The organism is Pseudoalteromonas sp. SG41-5, from assembly GCF_014164495.1.
Lineage (GTDB): Bacteria > Pseudomonadota > Gammaproteobacteria > Enterobacterales > Alteromonadaceae > Pseudoalteromonas > Pseudoalteromonas rhizosphaerae.
Genome location: NZ_JACJFH010000067.1, coordinates 1,430 through 27,432, shown reverse-complemented (window position 1 = coordinate 27,432; position 26,003 = coordinate 1,430). Strand labels below are relative to the sequence as shown.

General features: G+C 40.2%; 16 protein-coding genes and 3 pseudogenes. 6 read left to right on the top strand and 13 right to left on the bottom strand.

Annotated elements, in window-relative coordinates; genetic code table 11:
* A partial coding sequence (locus H5232_RS16055; RefSeq protein ID WP_182831182.1) for an NUDIX hydrolase occupies nucleotides 1-311 on the top strand: 311 nt, incomplete at its 5' end.
* On the opposite strand, the gene H5232_RS16050 is transcribed toward H5232_RS16055, so the two are convergent.
* Nucleotides 300-1,304, bottom strand: coding sequence for an AraC family transcriptional regulator (locus tag H5232_RS16050; RefSeq protein ID WP_182739525.1), 1,005 nt, complete (start codon nucleotides 1,302-1,304; stop codon nucleotides 300-302). The genes H5232_RS16055 and H5232_RS16050 overlap by 12 nt on opposite strands.
* Before the next feature lie 96 nt (nucleotides 1,305-1,400).
* Here H5232_RS16050 and H5232_RS16045 point away from each other — a divergent pair, with 96 nt between their 5' ends.
* Both H5232_RS16045 and H5232_RS16040 read left to right on the top strand, forming a co-directional pair.
* Complete coding sequence (locus H5232_RS16045; RefSeq protein WP_182739526.1) at nucleotides 1,401-1,844, top strand: SRPBCC family protein; 444 nt, start codon at nucleotides 1,401-1,403, stop codon at nucleotides 1,842-1,844.
* Entirely contained in the window at nucleotides 1,841-2,665 is an 825-nt protein-coding gene (locus H5232_RS16040) for a sterol desaturase family protein (protein WP_182717559.1), read from the top strand. Before H5232_RS16045 ends, H5232_RS16040 begins: the two co-directional genes overlap by 4 nt.
* On the opposite strand, the gene H5232_RS16035 is transcribed toward H5232_RS16040, so the two are convergent.
* The 3 genes and pseudogenes from H5232_RS16035 to H5232_RS24735 all read right to left on the bottom strand — a co-directional run.
* Complete coding sequence (locus H5232_RS16035; RefSeq protein ID WP_182760755.1) at nucleotides 2,662-4,503, bottom strand: DUF4105 domain-containing protein; 1,842 nt, start codon at nucleotides 4,501-4,503, stop codon at nucleotides 2,662-2,664. The genes H5232_RS16040 and H5232_RS16035 overlap by 4 nt on opposite strands.
* Before the next feature lie 76 nt (nucleotides 4,504-4,579).
* Complete coding sequence (locus H5232_RS16030) at nucleotides 4,580-5,062, bottom strand: DUF3015 domain-containing protein (RefSeq protein ID WP_149980008.1); 483 nt, start codon at nucleotides 5,060-5,062, stop codon at nucleotides 4,580-4,582.
* Between the two features lie 214 nt (nucleotides 5,063-5,276).
* Nucleotides 5,277-5,467: pseudogene (locus H5232_RS24735) on the bottom strand (hypothetical protein); the annotation flags it as partial.
* A gap of 196 nt (nucleotides 5,468-5,663) precedes the next feature.
* Between H5232_RS24735 and H5232_RS16025 the strand changes: the two are divergent.
* On the top strand, nucleotides 5,664-6,083 hold the full coding sequence (locus tag H5232_RS16025; protein ID WP_182739529.1) for a VOC family protein: 420 nt from the start codon (nucleotides 5,664-5,666) through the stop codon (nucleotides 6,081-6,083).
* 321 nt (nucleotides 6,084-6,404) lie between these two features.
* Nucleotides 6,405-7,274 (top strand): annotated as a pseudogene (locus H5232_RS16020) (S41 family peptidase); the annotation flags it as partial.
* A 47-nt stretch (nucleotides 7,275-7,321) separates the two neighbouring features.
* On the opposite strand, the gene H5232_RS16015 reads toward H5232_RS16020, so the two are convergent.
* The 9 genes from H5232_RS16015 to H5232_RS15975 all read right to left on the bottom strand — a co-directional run bounded on the left by H5232_RS16015 (nucleotide 7,322) and on the right by H5232_RS15975 (nucleotide 23,277).
* Nucleotides 7,322-10,267 (bottom strand): TonB-dependent receptor, encoded by a 2,946-nt coding sequence (locus H5232_RS16015; RefSeq protein ID WP_182831181.1) that lies wholly within the window; start codon nucleotides 10,265-10,267, stop codon nucleotides 7,322-7,324.
* 74 nt (nucleotides 10,268-10,341) lie between these two features.
* Entirely contained in the window at nucleotides 10,342-12,483 is a 2,142-nt protein-coding gene (locus tag H5232_RS16010; RefSeq protein ID WP_182767308.1) for a glycoside hydrolase family 16 protein, read from the bottom strand.
* Nucleotides 12,484-12,955: 472 nt separating this feature from the next.
* Nucleotides 12,956-13,966: an alpha/beta fold hydrolase gene (locus H5232_RS16005; RefSeq protein WP_182767307.1), complete on the bottom strand. Its 1,011-nt coding sequence runs from the start codon at nucleotides 13,964-13,966 to the stop codon at nucleotides 12,956-12,958.
* A gap of 250 nt (nucleotides 13,967-14,216) precedes the next feature.
* Nucleotides 14,217-16,541, bottom strand: a complete 2,325-nt coding sequence (locus H5232_RS16000) for a TonB-dependent receptor domain-containing protein (RefSeq protein ID WP_182717554.1) — start codon at nucleotides 16,539-16,541, stop codon at nucleotides 14,217-14,219.
* 307 nt (nucleotides 16,542-16,848) lie between these two features.
* Nucleotides 16,849-17,274 carry a hemerythrin domain-containing protein gene (locus tag H5232_RS15995; protein WP_149980014.1) on the bottom strand — a complete coding sequence of 142 codons (426 nt, stop codon included), beginning with the start codon at nucleotides 17,272-17,274 and terminating at the stop codon, nucleotides 16,849-16,851.
* 232 nt (nucleotides 17,275-17,506) lie between these two features.
* Nucleotides 17,507-19,555: a S9 family peptidase gene (locus H5232_RS15990; protein WP_182831180.1), complete on the bottom strand. Its 2,049-nt coding sequence runs from the start codon at nucleotides 19,553-19,555 to the stop codon at nucleotides 17,507-17,509.
* A gap of 153 nt (nucleotides 19,556-19,708) precedes the next feature.
* Complete coding sequence (locus tag H5232_RS15985) at nucleotides 19,709-20,935, bottom strand: threonine/serine exporter ThrE family protein (RefSeq protein ID WP_149980016.1); 1,227 nt, start codon at nucleotides 20,933-20,935, stop codon at nucleotides 19,709-19,711.
* 117 nt (nucleotides 20,936-21,052) lie between these two features.
* The gene (locus H5232_RS15980) at nucleotides 21,053-22,273 is read right to left on the bottom strand and encodes a glycosyltransferase (protein ID WP_182831179.1); all 1,221 of its coding nucleotides are present in this window, start codon (nucleotides 22,271-22,273) and stop codon (nucleotides 21,053-21,055) included.
* Nucleotides 22,270-23,277, bottom strand: coding sequence for a LacI family DNA-binding transcriptional regulator (locus H5232_RS15975; RefSeq protein WP_182717550.1), 1,008 nt, complete (start codon nucleotides 23,275-23,277; stop codon nucleotides 22,270-22,272). The genes H5232_RS15980 and H5232_RS15975 overlap by 4 nt, the downstream gene beginning before the upstream one ends.
* 166 nt (nucleotides 23,278-23,443) lie before the next feature.
* Here H5232_RS15975 and H5232_RS15970 point away from each other — a divergent pair.
* Nucleotides 23,444-25,906 (top strand): annotated as a pseudogene (locus tag H5232_RS15970) (S9 family peptidase).
* The last annotated feature ends 97 nt before the right edge of the window (nucleotides 25,907-26,003 follow it).

Sequence of the window (26,003 nt, the reverse complement as noted above, 5' to 3'; positions counted from 1 at the left end):
GGGCAACCCCTGGGGGGCATTTAGAATTTGGTGAAACGGTTGAGCAATGTGCAGTGCGTGAAGTCGCTGAAGAGACAGGGCTTAATGTTACTAATATTCGTAAACTCGATTTTACCAACGATATTTTTAGCGCCGAGAACAAGCATTATATTACTTTATATTTGCAGGCAAAGTATGAAGGTGGCGAGCCTGTAAATAAAGAGCCTAACAAATGTTTACAGTGGCGTTGGTGCGATGTGAATGATTTGCCAACACCTTTGTTTTTATCGTTACGCCATTTTTTAAATGATGCTGATTTACTAAGTCAGTGAGTGCTTTTTTATATAGTCGCGTGGGTTGATGTTATACCAGCGTTTAAAAGCACGATTGAATGAGCTCTGATCGTTAAAACCCAACATAAATGCAATTGTGCTTAAAGGGTATTGATTAATATAAAGTGGTAAACGTCGTTTTCGTTCTGCTTCGAGTAGGGCTGCAAAGGTTTTATGCTCTTTTTTTAAACGACGTTGTAATGTTCTTTGGGTCATATTTAACACGCTTGCGGTGCGAATTAACGTACACTCTTGTAAATCATGTTTAGCCATTAAAATATGATTAATTTTTTCTGTTAATAATTGCTGACTTTTAAACTGGGATAGCCGTTGCTCTGACATTTGCTTAAGCACAGCGTTAATCTGGGAGTTATCGGTTTTAAAAGGCAGGGTTAAGTAACTACTTGGAAACTCTACTTGATTAAAGTTAGCGCCAGCTTTTACTGGGCAATTAAACCATCGCGCTAATTGTTGTAGCTCACTGTCTGAAAAACGTGCTGTAAAATAAACGCAACTAGGCGAAAGCTGAGGATTAAGTAGTTGGCGTATAACACTTACCCACGCGGTCATATTTCGTAATACGGCCTGTGGGCTGCACTGTGGGTCGGCTAACCAAGTTACCTTGCAAAGTGTTTGTTGCTGTTCAAACTCAGCACGCCCTATGTTGGCCACTAAACTGTCGTAGCTCAGTAATGCAGTAATGGCACTGGCTAGATTAGTACTCGATTCAATTAAATACCCAAGTACACCAAAATCAGCGGTACGTATTTGTTTTCCTAACTCAAACCCAAATAAGGAGTCGTTTAGCATTTGCTGTGCATAACTAAGCAGCGCATTATAGCTTTTTAAGCTAATACGTGGTGCTAATTGTTGTGTTTGCTTATTTGTATACTCGTCAAACTCAATGGCAGTTAGTATCTCTTGGCTATCTAATCCTTTGCTTTGAAGATAATCCAAACAGCTAGAAAAGTAATGATCGGCTAAGGTTTTCATTTGTCGCCTAAAGCTAAAAAATAGTCATCTAATCGCAAGTTTGCCATGCAATATTTTTATATGCTAGAGATCTATAAAAATAATATGGGGCACACAATGATTGAGGTAAACGTTAAACATAGTGTGGCAGCAACGCCTGAACAATTACGCACCTTATTATTAGCGCATGCTGATTTGGGGCGCTTTTTTAATGCGCAGTTTAAAGTGTTAACACCGCAAGACTCGGGTGAAATAAGTGGCGGAAAAGGCACTATTAGACAAATAAAAATGCAAGGTACAACATTTAAAGAGCAAATAATAACGGCCGATAATAGCCACATTAGTTACCGTATTTTAGGGGATAAACCCGTTGCACAGCACCGTGGTGATATTTACTTAAAAGCCAATAATGCTCAGCCATCACTCACCGAGATCAGCTACCATATTCGTTGCATTGCGCCTTTGTGGTTACCCAATTTTATACTGGCTTTTTTTATAAAAAAAGATGTTAGCCAAGCACTTAAAAAAATAGCCCGCTATTTTAAGGAGCAAACGCCATGAGCATTGAAATTATTTTATTGGCACTGAGCCCTATTTTTTTGCTGTTTGTAGGGGTTGAGTTTATAAAATTTAGACGTTACTACGATATAAAAGACAGCTTAGCCAACGCGTTACTTGCTTTATTACATCAAGGAGCTGATGCCATTGCGTTATTATTATTAATGCCGTTTTTTTATTGGTTGTATCAGTTTCGGCTATTTGATATTGAATTGACGCTATTTACTGTATTAGGCGCTTTTTTACTGCAAGACTTTTTATACTATTGGTTTCATCGTGCATCACACCATATTCATTGGTTATGGGCCGCTCATGTAGTGCATCATAGTTCTACTAAAATGAACTTTACCACGGCATTTAGGCAAAGTTTAATGTATCCGCTGGCGGGAATGTGGCTATTTTGGTTGCCGATGATATTAATAGGCTTTGAGCCTGTAATTGTTTTTGCGGTGGTGGCACTTAATTTGGCTTATCAATTTTTTGTACACACGCAAGTGGTAAAAAAGCTCGGTTGGTTTGAAGCATTATTTAATACCCCATCGCATCATCGGGTGCACCACGCTATAAATAATGGCTACTTAGATAAAAACTTCGCTGGCGTTTTAATTATTTGGGATAAATTATTTGGCACTTATGTAGAAGAGGATGAAAACAAGCCCTGTAAATACGGCATTATTGGCCAACTAAACAGTAATAACCCAATCAAAATCACCTTTCATCAGTGGCAGTATTTATTTAAAAGTACCTACCAAGCTAAAGGGTTAAAAGCCAAGTTAAACGTGCTGTTTGGTTACCCAACAAGCTCCGTAAAACCCAGTGATTAAAAGTAATATTGAATGGCTAGTTTAGCCGACGTACTGCTTGTATACCATCGCTGGTTTTTTAGCTCTGTGCGTATAGATAAATTTCGTGACAAAGCGTAATTCCATTTTAATGTTAGATCAGCGTGATTATCTACGTCTGCATCGACAAGCCACATTATATTTGTTGTAAGGGCAAGCTTATGACTATTATTGATTTGCCAAATAACACCAGCTTCTGTGCCAAACCCCGTTTTTAACTTATCCGTTATATCGCCATTGTTAAACTCAACTTGTGCTAATAAATAGCCATGAAGGGTGTTTGGGTTGCCGATTGATTTTCCATAGCCACCTTTAGTAAACCAGCGGCCTTGTTGAAAGTCATTATTTGGCTGTCGATCAAAGCCCATTTTAAGGTTCCATGACCAGCTATCAAAAATCCGGTTATCGGGTGCAAGTGACATTGCATCTAATAGATAAAAATGTTCTAGCTGAGTGTTACCGTTATCTTTTATAGCGCCTTCAATATCAAAAAAGCTAATTTGAGCACCAGGAATAAACCCAGCAGAGGTGTCTAGTAAGTCATGGTATGCGAGGCGATATGCAAAACTTGTTAAATCACTTTGTTGATTATAATGGGTTCTTGCTAGCGTTATTTTAGAAGAACCATGACCTTGCTCTGGAGAGGCTGCAGGTCGATTTGGTTTGGTAAATGGCGAAGCTATTTTATATTTGCTACGCATGAGGAGTAACTTAGCAAGTCGTGGGGCAATTTCTTCACGGTTTAAATTTTTATCGTAAAACTCAAAATTTAACCACTCATAGGCCATTTCTAATATAGCGACCAATTGTGATTCGGAGTAGTTTCGGGTATTGAGTGATCCACCTTGCATAAGCGCTCTTGCGTCATTAAGTTGCTCGTCAGTCATTTGAGTAGAATAATGATACAGTTTAGTACCAAACGCAGGACGATAATTAGGTGTTTGTAACAAGTTATTATTTCTAAGTACCGCAACGGTATCAGATGGAATGGCTTGTAAGTCAAATGAGGATGTTAAATTGAGATCGTTTTTTGCCAGTTGTAATAATGCGAGCAGCTGATAAGAGCAGTTTTCATCTATAAAAAAGTAATCAAAAGTGGCTAATTGTAGCTCCCATAGATGTAATAAAATAAGCTTAACTTGCTCCTCGGATAAATTAAGTTTGTATTCCCAAATATCACGAGATTCTAAATCATTATACTCGCGTACTTTTTTATAATACGGCATCAGTGAAAATTTGCCCGGATAGCTACCAATTAAGCCTTTTAATGCATACATTGCAGCATTATCAGAACCATCTGGCTCTGCTGCAAAATTAACGGCAAATGCGAGTAATTCTTTATGCCGAGTTTGATCCTTTGCATCAATACGTAACAAGGTATGGCCAAACATTGATGATGGACTATTCATAAATGCAGTTGGAAAGACTAAAGTAACGCCCTTAGGGTTTATAATTTTTTGCCAAGTTTGTAGATCTGGGCAATTAAGTTCTGGCCAGTTATTTTTTATTTTTGTTTTAAGCCACGTGTAACGTGCAGGAAATTGGCACCGAGTTTGTTGTGTTTGTTGAGGGAGGCTATTATCGCCATTAAATGCGTTAATTGTGGTGTTGAGCTCATCCCTTGGGCTTACCTTTCCTTTAGGGGATAAAAAAAACTTAACACTGTCTACTTCACTTTTCCAACCACCTAGCGTCGTCGGACGATAGTGACCCAGTTTAAGCCAGTATGGATCTGTTGCTAATGTATTAATTTCAATACTTTTAGCGTTTGAGTAAGCACTGAACAGTGCAATTAGTAAAACAAATAATATTTTTTTCATAATCACTAATAAAAGCCGCTAGAGATAAACCCCAGCGGCTTTATTTATACGTATAAAAACCGGCTAATTTAGCTGATTAAGAAAGAGTATAAGAAGCAAGTTTTGCATCACTTGCAATTACAGTGTTTAGGTTTTCTAAAACTGTTTGTGAAGTCACATTTTCAGAAGTGAATACTGAAGAATACTGTGCTTGAGCTAGCGCATTAAACGCTGCTTTATCTTGATCTGCAACGCCCCAAGCTTCAGCTAGAGTAGCTAAAGTTTCGCCTTCACCTTTTGACATATCACGAGCAAGTTGCTCCATGTTACCGTCGATGAATAAAGCAATTTTTTCTGAAGAGGTTACTGTACCAGTACCATCACAACCTAGAGTACCAAAAGTGATACCAAAAGTTTGGTTACCTGATGTACCGTTAGTTGTAGCGCCTAAAATTTTCACGCCTTTACCTTGCTGACCAGCAAATAACATTGAACCAAGACCACAACCAATATCTTGGTCAGCCATTGCATTTGAGAAAGGAAGTAAAGATAGAGCTGCTACTGCGATTAGTTTTTTCATGTTCATAAATCCGTATATGATTATTCTTTATTTAGGGCAAATAAAGTTCGCGGAGGATATTAACAGATATACGTAAAAAATAACAAGGCTAGATATGAAATTATTATAGCGTAGGCGTTTTAGGGTCATTAATAGTTTTATATTTATATTTATATTAGTTATTAAACGACAAAGAGCGAACGGATTACTCTTTATTAGAATACTTTTATTTAGCAGTTGTGAGCGCAGCGCCAGTTGCAGAAATAATAGCAATTTTCCAGTAGTTGCTAATTAAAACGGTGAAACACATACTGGCAAAACTACGTGTATAAATAGATGCATAAGAATGTTTTTTATAATCTGCAGGATATGGAATGAACCAATGAGGCCAGTTAAAGCCGCAGACACAACAATAGATAATGCCAATGTTGTACGCGTTTACAAAAGCGATGAACTTCAAGGAGATGGATTTAGGCATAGCACACACATCATAAAGTATTAGTTTTAGATTTGGTGGTATGCAATTAATTACTAAAAGTAATGCTGTTAATGTTATATAAATTGCAGTTTATGTATAATGCAGCATATTTCATATGTTAAAAGTTATTAATAAAGGTAATTTATGTCCAACTGTTTGCACCTAGCAATTCCTGCCGGTGATCTCGAAAAAGCGAAAACATTTTATTGTGACGTACTTGGCTGTAAAACGGGCAATAGTGAAGCAGGGCGATGGGTAGACATTGATTTTTGGGGTAACGAGTTAACGCTTCATCAAAGTGTTGAGCGCTTACCAACTGTTCGTCATGATGTTGATATGGGCGCGGTGGCAGTTCCTCACTTTGGCATTCACTTATCAGAAGATCAATTTCAAGCATTAAAAAAGCGTATTGCAGATGCAGGTCTTGAATATTTAGATAAGCCATACCGTCGTTTTGTTGGCAATGAATTTGAACAAGAAACGTTTTTTATTGAAGATCCAAACGGTAATGTATTAGAAATGAAAACAATGGTTTATCCACAGGTGTTATTTAAAAAAGATTAATATAGCTGAGTTAGCCATGTTTGCTAGCTCATACTTATCAAACTCACCTAGCATTAGCTAATAATTTTGCACTGCATGATTTGTTTTTAAGGGAGCTTTTAATGCGCCATCTTGTTGCCACGAAAAGCTCTTAAGTGCAGGGCGAGTAAAAGTGAATACACCACTTTGACTTAGTGTACATACTAATTCAAATTGGTTAACCCCTTTTACTAGTCTTATGTCGATGCAACACCTTGTAATAAAGGGGTTGATACATTGTTTACAATAGCTGTTAAATAACAGTTATCTTCAGCGAAAGCTGCGCCGCTCAATAGCAGAGTAATAAAAGCCAATGGGCAAGCTTACAGTAAAACCCTTGATTGGTCTGTTCGGCCAAAGAGTGTAAGTAAGCATTTAACACATGCCTATAATGGGGATGAGCTTACAACCGATTTAACTTGGCCTACGCAAAACATAGCGTGGATTGCTATGCCCAGTTTTGCAAATAACGATAAGCAAACTCATGATTACAATAACCTGTATAAAAAAGTGACTGATCAACGTTCTAAGTTACTCAGTGCAAAAACGGTGGTTTTAGATCTTCGTCACAACCAAGGTGGCTCGTCGTATTGGAGCTTAAAGCTTGCAAAAGCGTTGTGGGGTGAGCAAGTTGTTGAACAAAAAATGGATAACTACTCAAAAAATAGCCGAGTTTGGTGGAGAGCGTCAAAAGATAATACTAACCATGTTAAATCATTAATTGAAGTGGTGAAAGATCAACCTGAAGTCCATAAAGAGATTAAAGAAATAGCTGCAGGTATGGCAAAGTCACTTGAAAACAATAAGCCATTTTATATAGAAGCAAAGCAAAGCAAATCAAATCAAAGCGAAAATACATCGCTAGTGAGTGACTTTAAAACACAGGTTTTTGTTATTGTGCCACCACAGTGTGCAAGTGCCTGTCTTGGCGCCATTGATGTATTTAAACAGTTTTCAAACACTCAGTTATTTGGCGCGCCAAGCAGTGCTGATTCATTGTATATGGATGTTCGATTAGCCGAGTTACCCTCAGGGTTAGGTAAAGTTATTATCCCTAATAAAGTGTATGTTGATAGAGCAAGAGCAAAGGGCGATTACTATAAGCCCGATATTGCCTATAACGCTATTGATTGGACAACCGATAAGCTATTAGAAAAAATTAAACAGCTATAAAAAAAGCCGCTCAGTGAGCGGCTGGACTGTTTAATTACTTAGGTTTATTAAAAGGTATAGCGTGCACCAACTGCGTAGCGTGGACCATACTGGCGAGCAAATAAGAACTGCTCTTCGTAACGGCCATAGCCTTGCTCGGTTTCATTATTGAGATTTATACCTTCAAAGAATACCGTCACATTCTCGTTAACGTCATAATTTACGCTCATATCCCACTGGCCATATGTTTTCGCATATTGTGGTGGTGCATCAGCAGAACCTTGTGCTTGGCCTACACCAATAAGGTATGAATCGCGCCATGCGTAAGTCAGTTTTACTGATAAGCCATCTTTTTCGTAAAACGCTTGGAAGTTAGCTGAATCACTTAAGCCCGTTAACGGAGCTTGTTGGTCTAAGCTGTCTGTATCAAATTCAACATCGCCGTCGACAAATGTAGCATTAACACCGACACCAAAGCCTGTTTCGCCAATTAAGTGTTGTACTGCCACTTCAAAACCATCGACTGATTTGCTATCGGTATTTTGTGGTTGGCTAATGTTCCAAGTAATAAGTGGATCGTTACTATTTGGTTCAATTTGACCATTGGCATTACCATCACCATTAGCAAGCATTTGTGCAAAAATGGCATCGGTTGTTGCTTGCTCACCACGTGCCTCAATATCACTCACAGCTTGTAGATAGCGCGGGCCATTTAAAATATCATATAAGCCTTCAATGGTGGTTGGGGTAATGGTGGTTTGAATAAAGTTATCAACGTCCTTTTTAAAGTAACCTACAGATGCATAACTGCCTTCTGCGTAGTAATACTCCAAAGATAAATCAAGATTTGTTGATTCAAACGGTAATAGCCCCGTGTTACCTTGACTACCTACGCGTGATCCCGGTTTTGGACTGCCTGTTAGTGAACGACCGCCAGCTAAATCGCCTAAAGGTGCACGCGACATTGTTTTGCCCCATGATACGCGAGCAACCACGTCATCAGTTAGGTCAACACTTAAGTCAATTGATGGCAGTAAAATATCATAACTGCCTTCTTGCACTAAGAAGTTATCATCGCCACCTGCTGAATATTGAGTGATCCACTCTGAAGCGCTGATCCAATTAACTTGTTGTTCAACACGCTGACGAACAGAGCTGGTTACATCGGTTTCTTCGTAGCGAAGACCTGCGTTTACTTTAACGTAGTAATTACTAACGTCAAACTCCCAACGTGATTGAACATAAATACTGTTGGTAATTTCCTCAACCGAGCTTTGACTGTCAATGCCATCAAGATAGGCATTAGGTGCATAAGCATCGCCGCCTGTTACATCAGCGGTTAAGTATGCCATTTGTCTTGCTACGGCTTCGTCAAAATCATAGCTGTAGTAATAGTTTGGTTGTAAATTGCTACCGCCACCGGCAAATTGATCTAATAATCCTGAGGTATCATGAAGTGTAAACATACCATCTGGGAAAATTTCAGTGTAAGAAGGATTAAAACCAGGGCCACCAACTAAGCCACTCCATGCCTCATAACCACCGGTGTTTTGCTCTGTGCGCGAACCACCAAACTTAACTTCAATTAAACCAATGTCAAAACTTTCATTTATCCAACTTGCATGTAGTTGAAGTTGTTCAATATTTGATTCCCCCGGTGAATGAATAAACTGACTAAAGTTTGAATCAATCTCACCTGGGCTTAATACATTCGTGCCGTTTTTCCAATTAACTTGCGTATGCGGAACTTCGCCAGTGCGGTAATCATAAATTTTATTAACAAGCTGATCAGAACCTAAAATAACTTGCCCATCACTACCTAGACCTTTGTCTGCGCCATTGTCGGTTTCGTTTTTAGAATCATGGTAGTCAAGCTCAATTTGCCATGTATCATTAATTTGCCAATCTAAATTTAAACCGATAGAGCGAGCTTTTACTTCAGTGGTGTTTTTACTCGAGGTAAATGACGCATCGTTACCGCTAATATCGGCATAAATAGCGGTGCCATTTTCATCTAGCTCGTAACCGTTAATATTACTGCCAAAGTCGTTCCAAATACCCCAGCCGAGAGTTTTTGACCCTGTTGTAGCCTCACTTGCTGTGTAATCAAGGGTGGCCACAAAATTATCAGTGGGTGCAAATTGCAGTGTTACTTGCCCATTGGTACGCTCACGTTGTAAATCTTCAATAGCGTAGTTCATGTCTTTTGCAAAAAAGTGATTACCTACGCGATTACCGTCTGCATCAACTGGGCGAGCATCAATAAATTTATCTTCTGAAAGAGTCGGTAAATCTACATTAGCTTGCCAACCTTGAATATTAGCGCTTTGTTTTTGAAAGTCGCGCTGTTGATGCGAGAATGAAAAGCCAATACCAAACATTTCATCATTAAAGGTATTGCTGTAAATAGCTGATATTTCAGGTGTTACATCGATACCAACTTCATTTGATGAGTCATGAATTGCTTTTGCTGTTGCTGAAAAGTGCTGCCCAGGTCTTTGCAGAGGGCGCGATGTTGAAATATTAACTGTCGCACCTAAACCACCGCTAGGCACATCAGCACGGGCAGTTTTAAATACTTCTAAGGCACTTACACCTTCTGAGGCGATGTTTTCAAGATTATACGAACGAGAGTTACCCGTTCCAGGCATTTGGCGACCGTTAAGTGTTACCAAATTAAATGAAGGGCCAAAACCACGGACTGTAATTTGGCTACCTTCGCCGTTTGCACGGCTCACCGATACACCCGTAATGCGTTGTAGTGATTCAGCTAAGTTGGTATCTGGGAATTTACCCATTTCTTCGGCAGAAATTGCATCGACTAATCCAGATGCATCGCGTTTCATGTCCATAGAGCGGATCAGTGAACCACGTATACCTTTAATTTGTATTACTTCGATTTCAGGTTCGGCAGTACTTTCTTGCGCAGCGTTAGCGAAGTTAAATGTGCTTGCAGCGATGATAAGTGACACAGAAGCCGCTATTTGGCTTTTTTTAAACTTATTTGTGTTCATAATTGCTCTGCTTTTTACTAAATTTTTTACGGTAAGTAGGTGCTTATACGCACCTACCATAAAGTGATTCTTAGTTATGGAATGCCAATGAATGCGTTATCTACACGATAAACAGCGCCTTCACCTGTGTCCCAAGTTGGATAAATCATCACCACATCTAATGCACTAACATCTAAACCTGCACCCGCTAAATCAGCAAGGGTAAAGGTATATGTTTGCCATTCACCAATAGTAGGTTCTACACCTTCGACGCTGTCAGTTAATGGAATTTCGACAGCAGAGCTACCGTTATCAGACTCAACTTTGAAACTCCAAACTGAATCAAGATTATTTGGTTTTGAGATCACCTTTAACTCAAACGCTATTACACCGTTTTCTAATATCGAAGTAGCATCGAATGCTTCACCGCTTCCGCCTGCAGCTGTGCGGCTATTAAAGCCCATTACTGTTGCTGTTGCGCCAATAGTAAACTCAGCCGTTAAACCGTGTTCTTCATCATCCATTACTTCAACCGGTTTTGAACCACCACAACAATCCCACATTGGCCAATCTAGGTTTTGTTCATCACTGAAAAGATCGACTTTTGGTAAGTCACCTTCAATAGCTACATTGGTAATTAAGTACTCGGCACCGCCACCTGTTTGCCATGTAGGAAATACCATTAATACATCAATGGCACTTATATCGAGGCCTCTTTCTTGTAGTAAAGAAAGTGGGAATGTATAGGTTTGCCATTGGCCTGTAACCGGTGTTACGCCTTCATTACTATCGCTAAGTGGGACATCGCCGGTATTAGGACCGCCATCACCGGCTTCAGCCTTTAATAACCAAGTAGTTGAAGATGTTGGAGGAGTCACTACTTTCATATCAAATGATACACGACCATTTAAATCAAGCAGTAAAGAAGCATCAAATGGAGACGATGACCCTGCAAAGCCATCAGGGAAGTGACCGCCACGGGTTGAAAAACCTAATACTGTACCGTTATTATCGTTGATATTAAATTTAACCACGTCGCCTTTGTCAGCGTCGGTAATGGTTTCTGGTGTGGTTCCGCCACAACAATCCCAAGCGATCCAGTTTGCGTCTAAGCTACCATTAAAAATATCAAGGTTTTTTGCAACACCATCACTTGGTGGAGTAGGTACAGGCGCTTTACCTTCAACAAGTGCATCTTCTAAGTTGTCGTAACCTGGGCGCACTGTCTCACAGCCTTTACCTGTGTCAGTATTAGCTGCACATTGATAAACGCGTACGTAATCAATCTCAAAGCTTTGACCCTCTGCAAATGCTGCAGCGTCAACGCCTAAGTTATTTACGTTTTCCGGCCAATCACCGCCAACGGCATTATTTAAAATAAGGTAAAAGTCTTTATCAAAGGGGGCATTATCCCAATGTGTTGTAAGCTCGCCATTACCTTGTTCAAAGTATTCAGCAAACCAACCTCTATGTTTTAGGCCAACAGCTTCGTCTTTTGAGTTATAACGAACTTCAGAACGACGTTGTGTGGCATATAAGTAGTCATCTACGTACCAACGAATTTCGCCCTCTTGCCATTCAATAGCGTAAGTATGAAAATCGTCAGCAGGGTTCATCCCCTCTGCAAATGTGTACGCTTTACCAGAGTTCGAGTTGTTAGGCCATTCACGACCATAGTGAAGTGTGCCATGAATATTAGCTTCAACGGTGCCATCTTCAGCAACTGTTTTTAAATTTACAGCTTCTAAAATATCAATTTCGCCAGAGCGCGGCCATGTACCATATACTTCATTAGTTGGCATCATCCAAAAAGCAGGCCAGCTACCTTGCCCTGAAGGCAACTTTGCACGCATTTCAAAACGGCCATAAGTAAAATCTGCGTTGTAGCGGGTGTTCAAACGTGCCGATGTATAAGGCTTTTCGGCACCTTCGTCGGCCGGTAAAGCAACTAAATTTAATATGCCATCTTTGATAAACGCATTTTGCTCGTTATCGGTGTAACATTGTTTTTCGTTGTTACCACCACCGGCACAACTTAATTCAAAATTCCATTTGTTAGAATCAATACTTGCGCCATCAAATTCGTCACTCCAAACCATTTGCCAATCAGAAACCGGCTTTTGTGGATCGACTTTTGTGAAGTCAGATTTTGTCTCAGCACTTCCACCACAGCCAAATAGCATGGTCATGGATATTGCCGCAACAAGGCGGCTTACTTTGGTTGTTGTCATGTTCATTAGTTGAACCCCAGTATCGACAAAAATTTAAAAGTACTTCGTTGTGGTTGTTATTGTGTCTACGAACGAAGTTGTAAGCGCTTACATTTATCAATGTGTGTGTTGTAAGCGCTTACATAGAGTAAGCTAAGGTTGTAATTTGGTCAACAACAGACTGCTTGTTTTTTAACTTTAAGTTTACATTACCTGCTTTTTTAGTTTTAAACTGAAAAGTTATTTAATTTTTAAATAACTTCAGAATAGTAATATATTAATGGAGATAGGGTTTTAGTCTAATTATATCAGTGAGTTGTTATTTTTTAGTGCCATCAAAATATTAAAAGTGAATCCACATGCTAATTAACAATATTTTTCTGTTATCGCTAAAAGGTATCTAATAGTAGGCATTTATGTTTATTAATTGGTTTTCAAAGGTCAGCGTTGAGTAATCAAATCAGCTGTTAATAACTTTAACCGCTGATCTGCCTAAATATTACTCTAGTGGCTTTGAGCCTGCTTCTAAGGCTTTTAACAATACAGCTTTAAAGCGCTTAAAATCTTCAATATGGGGTAAATGACCTAAATCAGTCAGTTCAAGTAGTTGGCTGTGAGGAATTAATGCCGCGGCTGATTTACCTAATTGATCGTAGCGGCCAAGTTCATAATCTACCCCTTGTTTCTTCCAGTTACGGCCAGGTCCTGTTCTGTCTCTTGTACCTATAATTAGTGAAACAGGCATGGTGAAGTTTTTAAACTCGGTGATAACGGGTTGAGTAAAAATCATGTCGTATGTTTTTGCGTTAACCCACGCTACTAGCTCTTTATCTGGGCCTTGAATTTGTCCGGTGATAAAATTCGTCAGAGCAGCAAATTGGTTATTCCATTTTCCGTCATAGTAATTTTTTTGCTGGTATGCTTTTACCCCGGCAGGTGTTTTAGTTAACTCATTTTTATAAAAAAAGTTAGTGTCTTTATAATCAACATATTGCAGGTAATTTTCAAGGCCAATAGGGTTGAGTAAAATTAATTGTTGGGTTGTTTGTGGATACATAAGCGCAAAGCGACTTGCCAGCATACCGCCCATAGAATGACCCAATACAATTGATTTATTTATATTAAGTTGGCTCATTAAAGCATGGGTGTGACTAGCTAAGGCTGCAAAAGAGAATTGATAATCTCGTGGTTTAGATGATTTTCCAAAACCAATTTGGTCAGGTATCAGCACGCCATAACCGAGTTTTTGTAGCAATAGTGCAGTTTCAGTCCAGTAATGAGCGTTAAAGTTTTTACCGTGCATTAAAGTCACAACGGGTTTACCAGCCTTTGCTGGTAAGTAAATATACGCCATTTTTAACGACAGCCCTTGTGAGTCAAGGTTAAAATAGTTAACGTCAAAATCGTAATTATAGTTGCTTAATAATGCGTCATAACTCAGTGGTTGCGGCGTTTGTGCATTTGCAACACCGAAGACAAAGCATAAACTTAATAGCCATATTCTATACATAAGATCCCTCAATGATTTAAATTAAATCTTTCAGAACATATCTTTACATACTAAGCGAATAAACTCTAAAATTTAATTCTATAAGTTAAGGCTTCCTTTGCTTATTCATCGGGAACCCTTATTGAGTATACGCTTTAATCTGCTTCGGCCACGGATCTGTGTTGGGTGATGAAGTATAAAAGGCACGGTTAAATCGTAATAATAAAAAGCCCAGCATTATTGCTGGGCTTTATTTTTATAGCTTTTTATTCTAGAAACTGTAACTCATTGATACCCACAAGCTGCGTGCTTTTTGGGTGGTATTGTAATCAGATGTACATTCGTACTCTTCCTCTGAGGTTGCTAATAAGCAAGTACGGCTTGATAAGTCGTCATCTAACAGATTATTAATACGGGCATTTAATGCTAGGCTATCATTAATTTTATAACTTGCTGCTAAATGATATAAATCATAGGCTTTGTAGTAGAGCTTTTGTGTTTCAGGGCCCTGTGGACCAGACACATTTGCCGTACCACGGTAACGATCGCTGCGGATTTCAGAAATAAGTGAAATACTCAAATCATCCAATGGTTGCCATGCAAGCGTTAAGTTATACATATTTTTAGGTGTATTAACTAAAGGTAGTCCTTCATCACGGCCACTTTTCACTTCACTATCGGTGTAAGTAAAGTTACCACGTAGTGACAACTGTTCAATAATCTGCCAATTAGCAGCAATTTCAACACCACGAGTAGCTGATTTATCTACGTTAGCAGCTTGCGTAAAGGTGGTGCTACCGATGCCTGCCCAACCTGCGCCAATTTCAACACAAGGTTCATCAGCTATGGCCACTTCACAGTTTGGTAAGTTATCTTGGTTAATGATTTTGTCTTTAAAATTATTGTAAAACACCGTTACGTTACCACTAAAACTATCACTGCCATTAAAGTAAGCAGCCATTTCGTAGTTTACACTGGTTTCAGGTTGTAAGTCTGGCGTGCCAACAAAAGGTTTAGTACCTTGGCCACCAAAACCTGTAATACCAGAGAATAGTTGGTTTGGCTCTGGGGTTTTATATCCTGTGCTGATACCACCTTTGAAAGTCCATTCATCAGCAGGAGAGTAGGCTAAATAAGCGCGAGGACTAACTTGTGAGCCAAAGATATTATGATGATCATAACGAGCGCCGAAAGTTGCAGTTAGATTTGTGGTAATTTCCCAGTTATCTTCAGCAAATACAGCTGTTTGACGATGATCTTGAGTCGTACCTTCACGGAAGCCATCCCCGTACATACCAAATACACCATCTTCCATTTCGGCATCAAAATATTGTGCGCCTACTACAAAATAGTGGTTATCTATATTTGATTCAAACTTAGTATCAATAATTAAGTTATCAAGTTTTAGTGTACGCATTGGGCGTGGTAAAAAAGTCTCATCAAGTTGAGCGTAAATTGCATCCGTTAGTTCTGGCTTGTCGATGCCTTGATCCTGTACTGCTTGGTCCCAAATGGCCTGCACACCTAAACGCTCTTGTACATTAAGAGGTAATGAGCGACCAAAGTTTTCACTGCTGCTTTGGGTAATGCTGCTGGTAAGCGTACCAACATCGTATCGACCAACATGTGCAAATACAAATTGCTCACGTTCAACACGTTGATATGGAGTATAACCAACGCGTGGCTGTACAATGCCTTTGCTAACACGCCATAAACTGACTGGGCTATCTAACGTACCCGTTTGACCTTCGGTGTTATCGTAACGCTGTTTGGCTATGTCGTACTCAAAGGTAATTTCATTCTGATTATTGATCAGGTAGTTTATTGTTGCGCCGGCATTCCAGTTACGTGCTGCAACGATTTTTTTATCGCCAAAGCTACCATCATCAACCCACATGCTGCCATCTGGAAGTGGTAAACTTTCGCTGTAAGTTGGCTCACTTTCTTGACGGTCATAAAAACTACCACGGATCCCGTAAGTTAATCCCTCAACGCCGCTTGGGCCGGTCAAATATATATCGACTTTATTATCGTTACCGTATTGATCGTCTTGTTGGATATTACTGCTTACCGTGACGCTACCATGGGTGCTATCAAGATTTTTACGAGTGATAATATTGATTACACCACCGATTGCATCAGCGCCATATAAAGTGGACATTGGGCCACGAACGACTTCAATTCGCTCGATAGCCTCAAGTGGCGGCATATACATAAATTGGCTGTTACCAAAGTTGTTTGGGCCTATATTACCTACATCACTTTGACGGCGGCCATCAATAAGCACTAGAGTATAGCTTGCGGGTAAACCACGCATGGTAATACTAATATTACCGTTTTTATCTTGTCCGGCACCAACATCGATACCTTCGATATCACGAAGCGCATCAGCAAGGCTAGTAAATGGCTTATTTTGTAGATCTTCGCGAGAGACAACCGAGACACTTGCAGGTGCATCTATTAATTTTTGCTCATAACCAGAAGCGGTGACAACCATCACTTCCATATTTTCAGCTGTGTCATCATCAGCAATAAGTGTTGTTGATGTTAATAATGCACTGATCAGTGAGGCCAGATAAAGCGGGCGAGATTTCATTGTACTTCCTTCATGACAAGAATAAAGATTATTAATCTAATAAGCAACCAAGGTAGGTATGATAACAATTATCAGTTGTATGTTCAATTGCGAAATATTTACATTCAATGAATGATTTTCATATTAAATAAAGGTGGGGATGGAGCATGAGCATTAAAAAACCCAGCGTTTGATGCCGGGCTTAGTTAATTTAAGAGTGTTTGCTTAGCCAAGTATTGACCGTGTTAGAGGTGCCTAATAAATGCAAATGGTATAGAGTTGTTGCTATTTAGAGAGCTTTATAAATTAAAGCGGGCACATATAGCAGTTAACTCATCGCATCATTATACTTTTCGGCTAGACTTTCTTTTTGACTTTCGGTTAGCGCTTTACCGGCTAGTTGAAATACTTCATGCTCTTCTTCAGCCAGATGATGATGTACAAGATGATGTAATTTTTTAGCGGTCACAAGCCACACTGGTGAGCTCATATCAGTTTCTTCAAGTTGCTCAATCAATTCATCAAGTTCATGATGCTCTGCAATACTATGACGGGCTTTTTCATGGGTTAAATCATCAAACATCAAAGGATTATAGAAATAACGCTCTTCAAATTTAGCATGTTCTACTAACTCATGTTTTAAATTATCCATAAGAGACTGTCTATTCGGTGACTCCCCCTGGGTTTTTATCAGCGCATCGACAAGCGAACGTTGTTTGTCGTGATCATTACGAAGTGCTTCAAAAATATTCATGGGTTTTCCTTGCTTTACTCATTAATTACAATGAATATTGCAAGACAGAAGCCAACTTTTAAGTTGTTGTAATATATTGATTTAATTTTTTATATTTGAGCTTGTTAAGGTGTTTTCTTGTAAAAATTACCGAGTTAGGTCTTTATATTACATCCATATTCATTGTTATTTAAAAGCAAAAAGGCCAACACGAATGTTGGCCTAAAAGCGTATTTAACACAAAATAATAGGATTATTTATTGGCGTCTTTTACCGCTTTTAACTTGCCTGCATGGTCAATCTCGAATGCTGGCATGTCTTTTTTGCCGTCAATTAAATAGTTATCCATCCAACGCATTAAACGTAAACTGTAATCATATTGCGCGGCTACTTTACGGTTACCATGACCTTCGCCAGGATAGTATACAAGGCGTACATCTTTGCCTTGTACTTTCATATAACGGTACAGTTCCATTGATTGTGCAGGGTGTACGCGAGGATCATCTTTACCATGCATGATCAGTAATGGTGTTTTAGACTGGCCTGCCCAGTAAATAGGGCTGCGCTCTAAATACCACTGCCATTTATCCCATGGGTATGAACGTGCATGCACAAGATTCATTTCGTTAGAAATATCAGTAGTTCCAAATTTAGATAGTTGGTTGGTAACACCTACAAACATCACGCTCGCAGCAAAGTGTTCAGTCAATTTTGTTGCGGCCCATGCTGATGCATAACCACCATAAGAGCCACCCGTAATACCAACACGTTTAGTATCAACTAAGCCCATTTCAACAAGATGCTGTTTAAAGTCAATTAAATCGTCAAACTCTTTACCTGCATAGTCGTTTTGACCAAGCTTTGAATAATCAACGCCTTTACCTGTAGAGCCACGGTAATTTGGGTAAAATACTGCATAACCACGTGCTGCTCCCATTTGACCTGGACGCGAGTAGTTTGTTACCCAACCGTCTTTGTCATGGCTTTCAGGGCCACCGTGCACTGACATGATCAATGGATAGCGCGTGCCTTTTTCATAATCTAATGGGTAGACTAATACGCCATCAATCTCAACACCGTCGCGAGCCTTAAGTGAAATAGTTTCTTGCTTAGCAAAACGTTTGTCATTCAACCAGTTGTTTGAATCCGTTAAACGTTGTGCTTTAGAACCACGAATAATGAATACTTCATTTGGGTGCTTTGCAGTGTTTGCACGTAGCGCTAAGGTTTTATCTGAATCAGAAATACTCAGATTTGATGCAATAAATTGGCCTTCATTAATAATTTTTTTGTATTTATTAGAGCCGGTTTTAATGCTTGCGACAAAACTTTGCGTACCTACATTGGCAATAAAATTAAGCGTGTTGCGTTTATGTGACCATTCAAAATCAACGATATGACCCATGAAATTAGGTAACCAATCACTTACTTCACCTGTTTTTGTGTCAGCTAAAAATAAACGACCAGCGGCTGGATCATGCTTATCTTCGGCACCTAGAATTGCGATGTAACGACCATCATGAGACAGTTCAGCACCGTCTAATTTACCTTCAGTAGCAAACGACATCGTCACTTGATTAGTCGCAATATCAAATAAGTGCCATTGTGATTTAGTGTATTTGTCGTCAATTAGCGCTGTAGGCTGGGTTTTTACTAATAACTTATCGCCTTTTTCGGCCCAGTTTACATCACTTACATAGTTTGCAACGTTAAGCGCTGTTGGTGTAAGAGGTTTATCTGTTTTGGCTAAATCGACAATAAATAGTTGTTTATCTCTTAAGCCTAGCTCGTACACCTCAGCCATAAAGCCTAATTTTTTCAGCTCTTTTTCAGATTTATCAGCCGCTGGCATAGCTAAAATAGCGAGTTGTTTGTTATTCGGGCTTAACTGATAGCTAGAAATTGATGTGTCTTTAAGCGATAGTACTTTTTGCGCTTGACCACCATCCACTGGAATTTGATATAACGCGGTAAACTTGTCGTCTTTAAGTTTTGCTAAAAAGTAGATCGTTTTGCTATCGTTTGACCATTGAATACTCTTGATACTTACAGAGCCGGTAATGAAAGGACGCTCGACACCTTCATCATCGACGACATAGAGTTCGCTATAATTGGCACCATTCTCGTCGACGTATAATTCACGTGGCACTGAGCGGGTAAATGCAACATTGTCACCATTTGGACTAATGCTGGTTTGAATAACTGACTGAATTTTAGGGATATCTTCTACAGTAAGCGATGTGGCTGCAAATGCCAGTGAGCTTGAGAGTCCAAGAGCCAGTGCTAGGCTAGTTTTTATCATGAATTTTCCTTCGCATGTTTTAATTATCGAAGGATTATAACAAGGTGTACCTTAAATGCTAAAATATGCGATTAATACGCACAAGTAGGCGTTTAATGAAGAGATTAAAGTGATAAGGTTTAAGCGCGATAGTGACTACCGCACTTAATTGCTTTATAAACTCTTTTTCGGTGGGAGTGCAACGTTGGCAAAGATTAATCCAGCCACCAATGACATAAATATTAGGAAGGTTTGTTGGCCGATGTGCTCCGCATACACAAAGTCTTGCCCTTCAATTAATGAGTTTAGACCTATGTAAGTTTTGCTACCTGGAACTAATACAATCAAGCCTTGCATGGCAACAATTGAGGCAGGAGCGTTTGCTACGCGGTTAAATAGGTTACTAAATACACCCACCGCAAATGCACCTACAAATGTTCCTAAGGTGTAATCTAAATACATCGCAGAGCCAATACTGCTGCCATAAGCGATAAAGCCAGAGGCGATAGACCATGTAGCATGTTTTAGTTTGGTTCTAAAAATAACGATTAAGCTGCTACAGAGTAAAAAGATTGCCAACCAAGCCGTCCATTTAGGTAAAGGGTCAGGTTGTACGAAATCGGCTTGGCCGAATAGTGCAAAACCAATCGCAATGCCGATGAAGGCACCAAAATACAGTTTAAACAACAGCATAAAAGCATCCATCACACGCGCTGTACCAGAAACTAAATGCCGCGCTGCAAGTTCTGCTAGGCCCAGTGCTAATGCAAGCCCGGGTATAAACACAATAATCGCAGACAATACCACTAAACGAATATTAATCCCGACGTCTAAATGCACGCTTACAGCGCAGGCCAAAATAGCCGAGACTATCGCCACTAATGGCTCTAACATATGGCCCACGCGTTTTGAACGTGCTGACCACAGTACAAATAAGTAAACGACAGAGGTAAGTAGCGCTGACCAAAATACGTCATTCCAGCTGGTGCCCATCAGCATTGCAAATGCGCCGCCTGAGGTGGCAAAGGCAACCCCTGTGGTAAAGCGATTATACGGATTTGGCATAATAAAAATGGCGTCGAGTTGAACGTCAACTTCTTGTAGCGTGAGTTCGCCATTGAGCATTTTATTAACCAGATCATCGGTATCGGCTAACGAACCTAAATCGTGATCGCCAGGATCAACACGGGCAACGTGAGTATATTCATCTTCATGGCCATCGGTCCAAATTACAAAAGTAACGGAAGTGGGTGACATGACAAATGAAGATTTAAGATCAAGGTAAGTAGCCACTTCCATTAAGTGAGCTTCGAGTCGATAAGCTGGGGTGCCATACTTATGAAGCATCTTACCCAGTTTAACGATAAATTTGCGCTTTTCTGTGAACGTTGCGGTTTTCAAATTTGTATTGAGCCAAAATTTAAATTATTCAGTTAAAAAATATAGACAATACATCTAAATTTGCCTAGCTAGTTTGGCGGGAATTTTAAACACTAATCACCGCCTGTCTAGTTTTTTTTATTTGTTTTTAGCCTCAATCCACTGCGCCATATATTGAGTGCTACGCATTGTGTGGTGTTTGAGCATTTGGCCTGTAAAATTTGCTTCGCGGTGAGCTTGTAATTTCTCTTTAATCAATTGAATTTTAATGATTAAATTATTAGATAAAAGCTGTTTGTCGTAGTGCGTTTTTAATATCGTATTACCGGCTGTTTGTGCCTGCGTAAATAAACTTTTATTTTGATACAGAGCCACAGCGGCATCGGCAAATTGCTGCGGCTCATTTTCAACCACACCACTCCAAGGTAAATCATGGTGCATACCCTCACTACCAATTGTCGTTGTAACACTGGGTGTTTGCATGATCATCGCCTCTAACAGCTTTCCTTTAATGCCAGCACCAAAACGCAGTGGTGAGATGCACACACGCGCACTTTCCATTACTTGATAGGCATCATGCGCCCAACCTTTTATTAAAAAGCCAGTTTTGGGGTTATTAAGCGCGGTGGCCTTTGGCGGTGGGTAAGAGCCATAAATATGTAACTCAGCCTGGGGTAGTTGTTTACGAATGCGCGGCCAGATTTGTTGTAAATAGAGTACGGCATCCCAGTTTGGGGCGTGGCGAAAATTACCTATGGTCATAAAGTGTTGGCGTTGCTCAAACGATTTAGTTTGCTCAGGGAGTGAGCTTAAATCGACCATAAAAGGCAGATGATGCAATAAGTTACTGTCGACTTTAAATACATCAGCAAGTAATTGCATTTCAAAACTTGAGATAATTAAACTTAAATCACAGCGTAAAATAGCGGCTATTTCTCGTTTGGCGAGGTCAGAGTGTAAATCACTATGGTTAAATGCTCGGTTGCCTTTATGCGCTTCATGGCGGGCATTGCGTAAGCATTGTAAATCTTCAGTATCAAGGATTTTTACTGCGTTAGGGCAATGTTTATCTACTCGCCAGCCAAATTGTTCTTCCATCATAAAACGGTCAAACATGACGATATCAGGGGCGTAGTTGATAACATATTCATCAAAACTTGCACAATTAAGGGCAATAGTTGCGCTGCTGATCCCGTAGTCATCCAGATTAACCATATGCTCGGTTTTCTGAGCGGGACTGGCAAATTCAACCGCCCAATTTTCATTTTTAAACGCTTTTAATAGCGACATCATATGAGTGCCGGCCGCTGATGAATTTGGTTCTGGCCATACATAGCCAATTACTAAGACTTTTTTCATTGACTTGAATCTCTTACTTGCAGATGAACATCGACTAAGGTACGCACCGCAGGAGTGCCTTGATTAAGTAATTCTTGCAGTACTTGGCAAGTATGCTTACCAATATCGTCCGCATTGATGGTGACACTGCTTAACGAGGGAGACATTAAACATGAATCAGCTAAATCATCAAAACCGACTACTTTTATATCCTTACCGGGTATCAAACCATGTTGGCGAATGGCTTCTATGACACCGTATGCAATAACATCATTAAAACAAATAATCGCTTTAGTCGCAGGGTATTGCGCATACAACGTAGCAAAGGCATCGCGCCCGCCTTGACGGTTCGTGGCGGCGGTGATCGTTGGTTTGTGTTGATGGATATTAAACTGCTTTAAGGCACTGTGAAAACCACTTAAACGTTCATGATGATCAGAAATATCATCAGTTCCACCTATAAAAGCGATATCCTCAATACCTTGTTGTAAAATATGGCTAGTGGCTAGATGAGTGCCTTTTTTATTGTCCGGCAATATTGTCGGGGCGGCACAAAAAGCCACTTCGCGCATAATGTGAATGACCGGGAAACCACTATTGATAAGTTCATCAACCCACTGCTGGGTAGTTCCCGGGGCAGGACACATGATAAATGCGGCAACATTATATTCTTTGAGTGTTTTAACAACTTGTGTTTGGCGCTCAACATTTTCGGCGGTGTTCACTAACATCGGCAGCATACCAAGGGCATGAATATGGTTTTCAAGTCCTACCGCTATTTGCGCAGAGTAAGGGTTAGTTAAGTCATTAATAACTAACGCCACTAAGTTAGAGCGGCGACTTCTCAGTGCTGCCGCATCTCTATTATATACATAGCCAAGCTTATCAATGGCATGCAATACTTTTTCTTTGCTTTTATCACTGACTTTGTCACTGTTTGTAAGCACTAACGACACCGTTGACTTAGAAACTTGAGCTTCTCTGGCAACGTCAAAAATAGTTATTTTATCGGTTTTTGTTTTCATTTTAATGTATGCGTCAGCAATTGCTTGAACGAAGGCGCCAGTTTAACGTAGTTTCAGCTAATAAGTCATCTATCGGCGTTATTGAAGCTAGAATCGCAAAAACTTTATGAATGTTGCAAAACATGTTTAGATACAGCTATTAATAATAAAAAATCAAGGATACACCATGAAAGGCATCAGGCTGTTATTAGCGTTAGTGCTGAGCGTAAGTGTTTCAGGCTCGGTACTTGCTGCACAAGGCTATCAAACCCCTTCAAGTGATTTAGCCGCGCTGGTTGATGCTAAATTAGCACCGAGTAGCTACTTATCGGCTGATGGTCAATGGTTAGCGCTGTTTGAGCGTAAACGTGTTGAAACATTAGATGATTTAGCAAAAGAAGAATTGAAATTGGCGGGTATAAAGTTAAACCCGGCAAACTTTTCACGCTCACGTCCTCGCACTAAATTTAGTGCGTTACAAGTTAAACATATTGCGACTGGGGCTGTGATTACCGTTAATAATTTACCTCAAGGGGTGATCCGCTCACCTAAATGGTCAAGTAATAGCGAATATTTAGCGTTTATTGTTGAGCAACCAACTCAGGCGCAATTGTGGGTGTATAACGCCGAAACTAAACAAGCACGTCAGTTGTCAACAGTGGCTCTTAATTCAGTGCTAACAGCTACCCCTTATCAATGGTTACCAGATAGCACGGCAATTGTTGCTAACCAAGCGGTTAACCTTGGCAAGCCAAAATTAGTTAGTGATGCAAATAGCGTTGTGCCGGTTATTCAGCAAAGTAGCGGTCAAAAAGCGCCAGCACGGACTTACCAAAATTTATTAACCAGCCCGTTTGATGAGTTGCAGTTTAAGTTTTACGGCCAAGGTCAATTAACTTATATTCCCCTGAGCGGTGTTGCGTTATCGATTGGCAAACCAGCATTATTTAAATCATTTTCGATCTCGCCTGATTCAACCAATATTTTAGTCGCCACTATCGACGAACCATTTTCGTATCAAGTACCCTATAGCCGCTTTGCGACAACGTGGCAGGTGTTTGGCATGCGGGGTTATACGTTAGCGCAATTGTCTAAACAGCCACTGGCCGACAACATTCCACAAGGTTATGACAGTGTGCGAACGGGTCGTCGTGATTTTCAGTGGCGTGATGACCAAGGTGCTGAGATCATTTGGGCGCAGGCGCAAGATGGCGGCGATATGAAAACCGATGTGCCGTATCATGATCATCTATATAGTTTACGCTCACCTTTTAAACGTGAACCAAAACTATTTGCTAAACTAGAACGACGTTTTTCAGGTATTGAGTGGGCGAATGAAAACGTTGCGTTTTTAACCGAGTGGCGTTTTAGTGATCGCCAGTTACGTACCTATGTGATCCAACCACGCGATGCGGATAATAACCGCGTATTGTTTTCACAGCGCAGCTATAACGATGCTTATAAAGATCCGGGCGACGCTATTTATGAGCGAAATGATCTTGGTGTAAACGTTATTAAAGTGGTTGGTGGACGTTATATATTTTTGCGCGGTGATGGTGCGTCAGAGCAAGGGAATGTGCCATTTTTAGATCAGTACGACATTAAGACCAATACAACCAAGCGTTTATGGCAATCAAAAGCGCCATATTACGAGCGAGTTCGTGCCATGCTTGATGATGAAGGTGAGCGATTAATTACTATTCGTGAATCTAAGGCCGAACAACCTAACTTCTTTATTCGCGATTTAGATGCCGACACTCTGACTCAGCTCACTACCTTTGAGCATCCATACCCGGCGTTTAAAGGGGTGACTAAAGAACTTGTGCGTTACCAACGTGATGACGGTGTTGAACTCTCTGGTACGCTATATTTACCTCCAGGTTACGATAAAACGCAAGGTCCATTACCTGTATTAATGTGGGCATACCCACTGGAATATAAAGATAAAGCAGTTGCATCGCAAGTACGTGAATCGCCGTACGAATTTACCTACATAGGTTATTGGTGACCAATGCCTTACCTCGCATAAGGTATTGCTGTATTTGATGATCCGTAGATGCCAATCGTCGGAGTTGATGGTAAAGAGCCAAATGATTTATTTAGAAAGCAGTTAGTTGCAAGTGCCAAAGCTGCGGTAGATGTGCTGGTCGAAAAAGGCATTGCAGATAAAGATAAAATCGCCATTGCAGGCCACTCATATGGCGCCTTTATGGTAGCAAACTTATTAGCCCACAGTGATTTATTCAAAACTGGTATTGCCCGCAGTGGTGCCTATAATAGGACCTTGACACCGTTTGGGTTTCAAGGAGAAGAACGTGATTTTTGGCAAGCACAGGATGTATACGCCAATATGTCACCGTTTTTTCATGCTGAAAAAATTAACGAGCCGATGTTAATGATCCACGGCCAAGAAGACCCGAATTCTGGCACCTTCCCGATGCAAAGCGAGCGTATGTACGCTGCGCTCAAAGGCTTAGGGAAAGAAGCGCGTTTAGTGATGTTACCTTATGAAGCTCACGGCTACCGTGCTCGCAAGAGTTTACTGCATGTGCTTTGGGAGCAAGAGCAATGGCTGGATAAGTACTTGTTAAGTGACGAAGCTCCTGCACGCGATGTTCAAGCAAATACTGAGCCTTCTTTAACAGAATAAATTCAAAGCGCGGTTTATGCCGCGCTTGTTAATTTAATTATATGGGGATGAAGACCCACCCTTAATCTCACGGCACCTTCCCGATGCAAAGCGAGCG

Bases quoted from the DNA above. Each gene is read 5' to 3' on its own strand.
- H5232_RS16050 (WP_182739525.1), bottom strand. From the start codon at position 1,304: ATGAAAACCTTAGCCGATCATTACTTTTCTAGCTGTTTGGATTATCTT.
- H5232_RS16045 (WP_182739526.1), top strand. From the start codon at position 1,401: ATGATTGAGGTAAACGTTAAACATAGTGTGGCAGCAACGCCTGAACAA.
- H5232_RS16040 (WP_182717559.1), top strand. From the start codon at position 1,841: ATGAGCATTGAAATTATTTTATTGGCACTGAGCCCTATTTTTTTGCTG.
- H5232_RS16035 (WP_182760755.1), bottom strand. From the start codon at position 4,503: ATGAAAAAAATATTATTTGTTTTACTAATTGCACTGTTCAGTGCTTAC.
- H5232_RS16030 (WP_149980008.1), bottom strand. From the start codon at position 5,062: ATGAAAAAACTAATCGCAGTAGCAGCTCTATCTTTACTTCCTTTCTCA.
- H5232_RS16025 (WP_182739529.1), top strand. From the start codon at position 5,664: ATGTCCAACTGTTTGCACCTAGCAATTCCTGCCGGTGATCTCGAAAAA.
- H5232_RS16015 (WP_182831181.1), bottom strand. From the start codon at position 10,267: ATGAACACAAATAAGTTTAAAAAAAGCCAAATAGCGGCTTCTGTGTCA.
- H5232_RS16010 (WP_182767308.1), bottom strand. From the start codon at position 12,483: ATGAACATGACAACAACCAAAGTAAGCCGCCTTGTTGCGGCAATATCC.
- H5232_RS16005 (WP_182767307.1), bottom strand. From the start codon at position 13,966: ATGTATAGAATATGGCTATTAAGTTTATGCTTTGTCTTCGGTGTTGCA.
- H5232_RS16000 (WP_182717554.1), bottom strand. From the start codon at position 16,541: ATGAAATCTCGCCCGCTTTATCTGGCCTCACTGATCAGTGCATTATTA.
- H5232_RS15995 (WP_149980014.1), bottom strand. From the start codon at position 17,274: ATGAATATTTTTGAAGCACTTCGTAATGATCACGACAAACAACGTTCG.
- H5232_RS15990 (WP_182831180.1), bottom strand. From the start codon at position 19,555: ATGATAAAAACTAGCCTAGCACTGGCTCTTGGACTCTCAAGCTCACTG.
- H5232_RS15980 (WP_182831179.1), bottom strand. From the start codon at position 22,273: ATGAAAAAAGTCTTAGTAATTGGCTATGTATGGCCAGAACCAAATTCA.
- H5232_RS15975 (WP_182717550.1), bottom strand. From the start codon at position 23,277: ATGAAAACAAAAACCGATAAAATAACTATTTTTGACGTTGCCAGAGAA.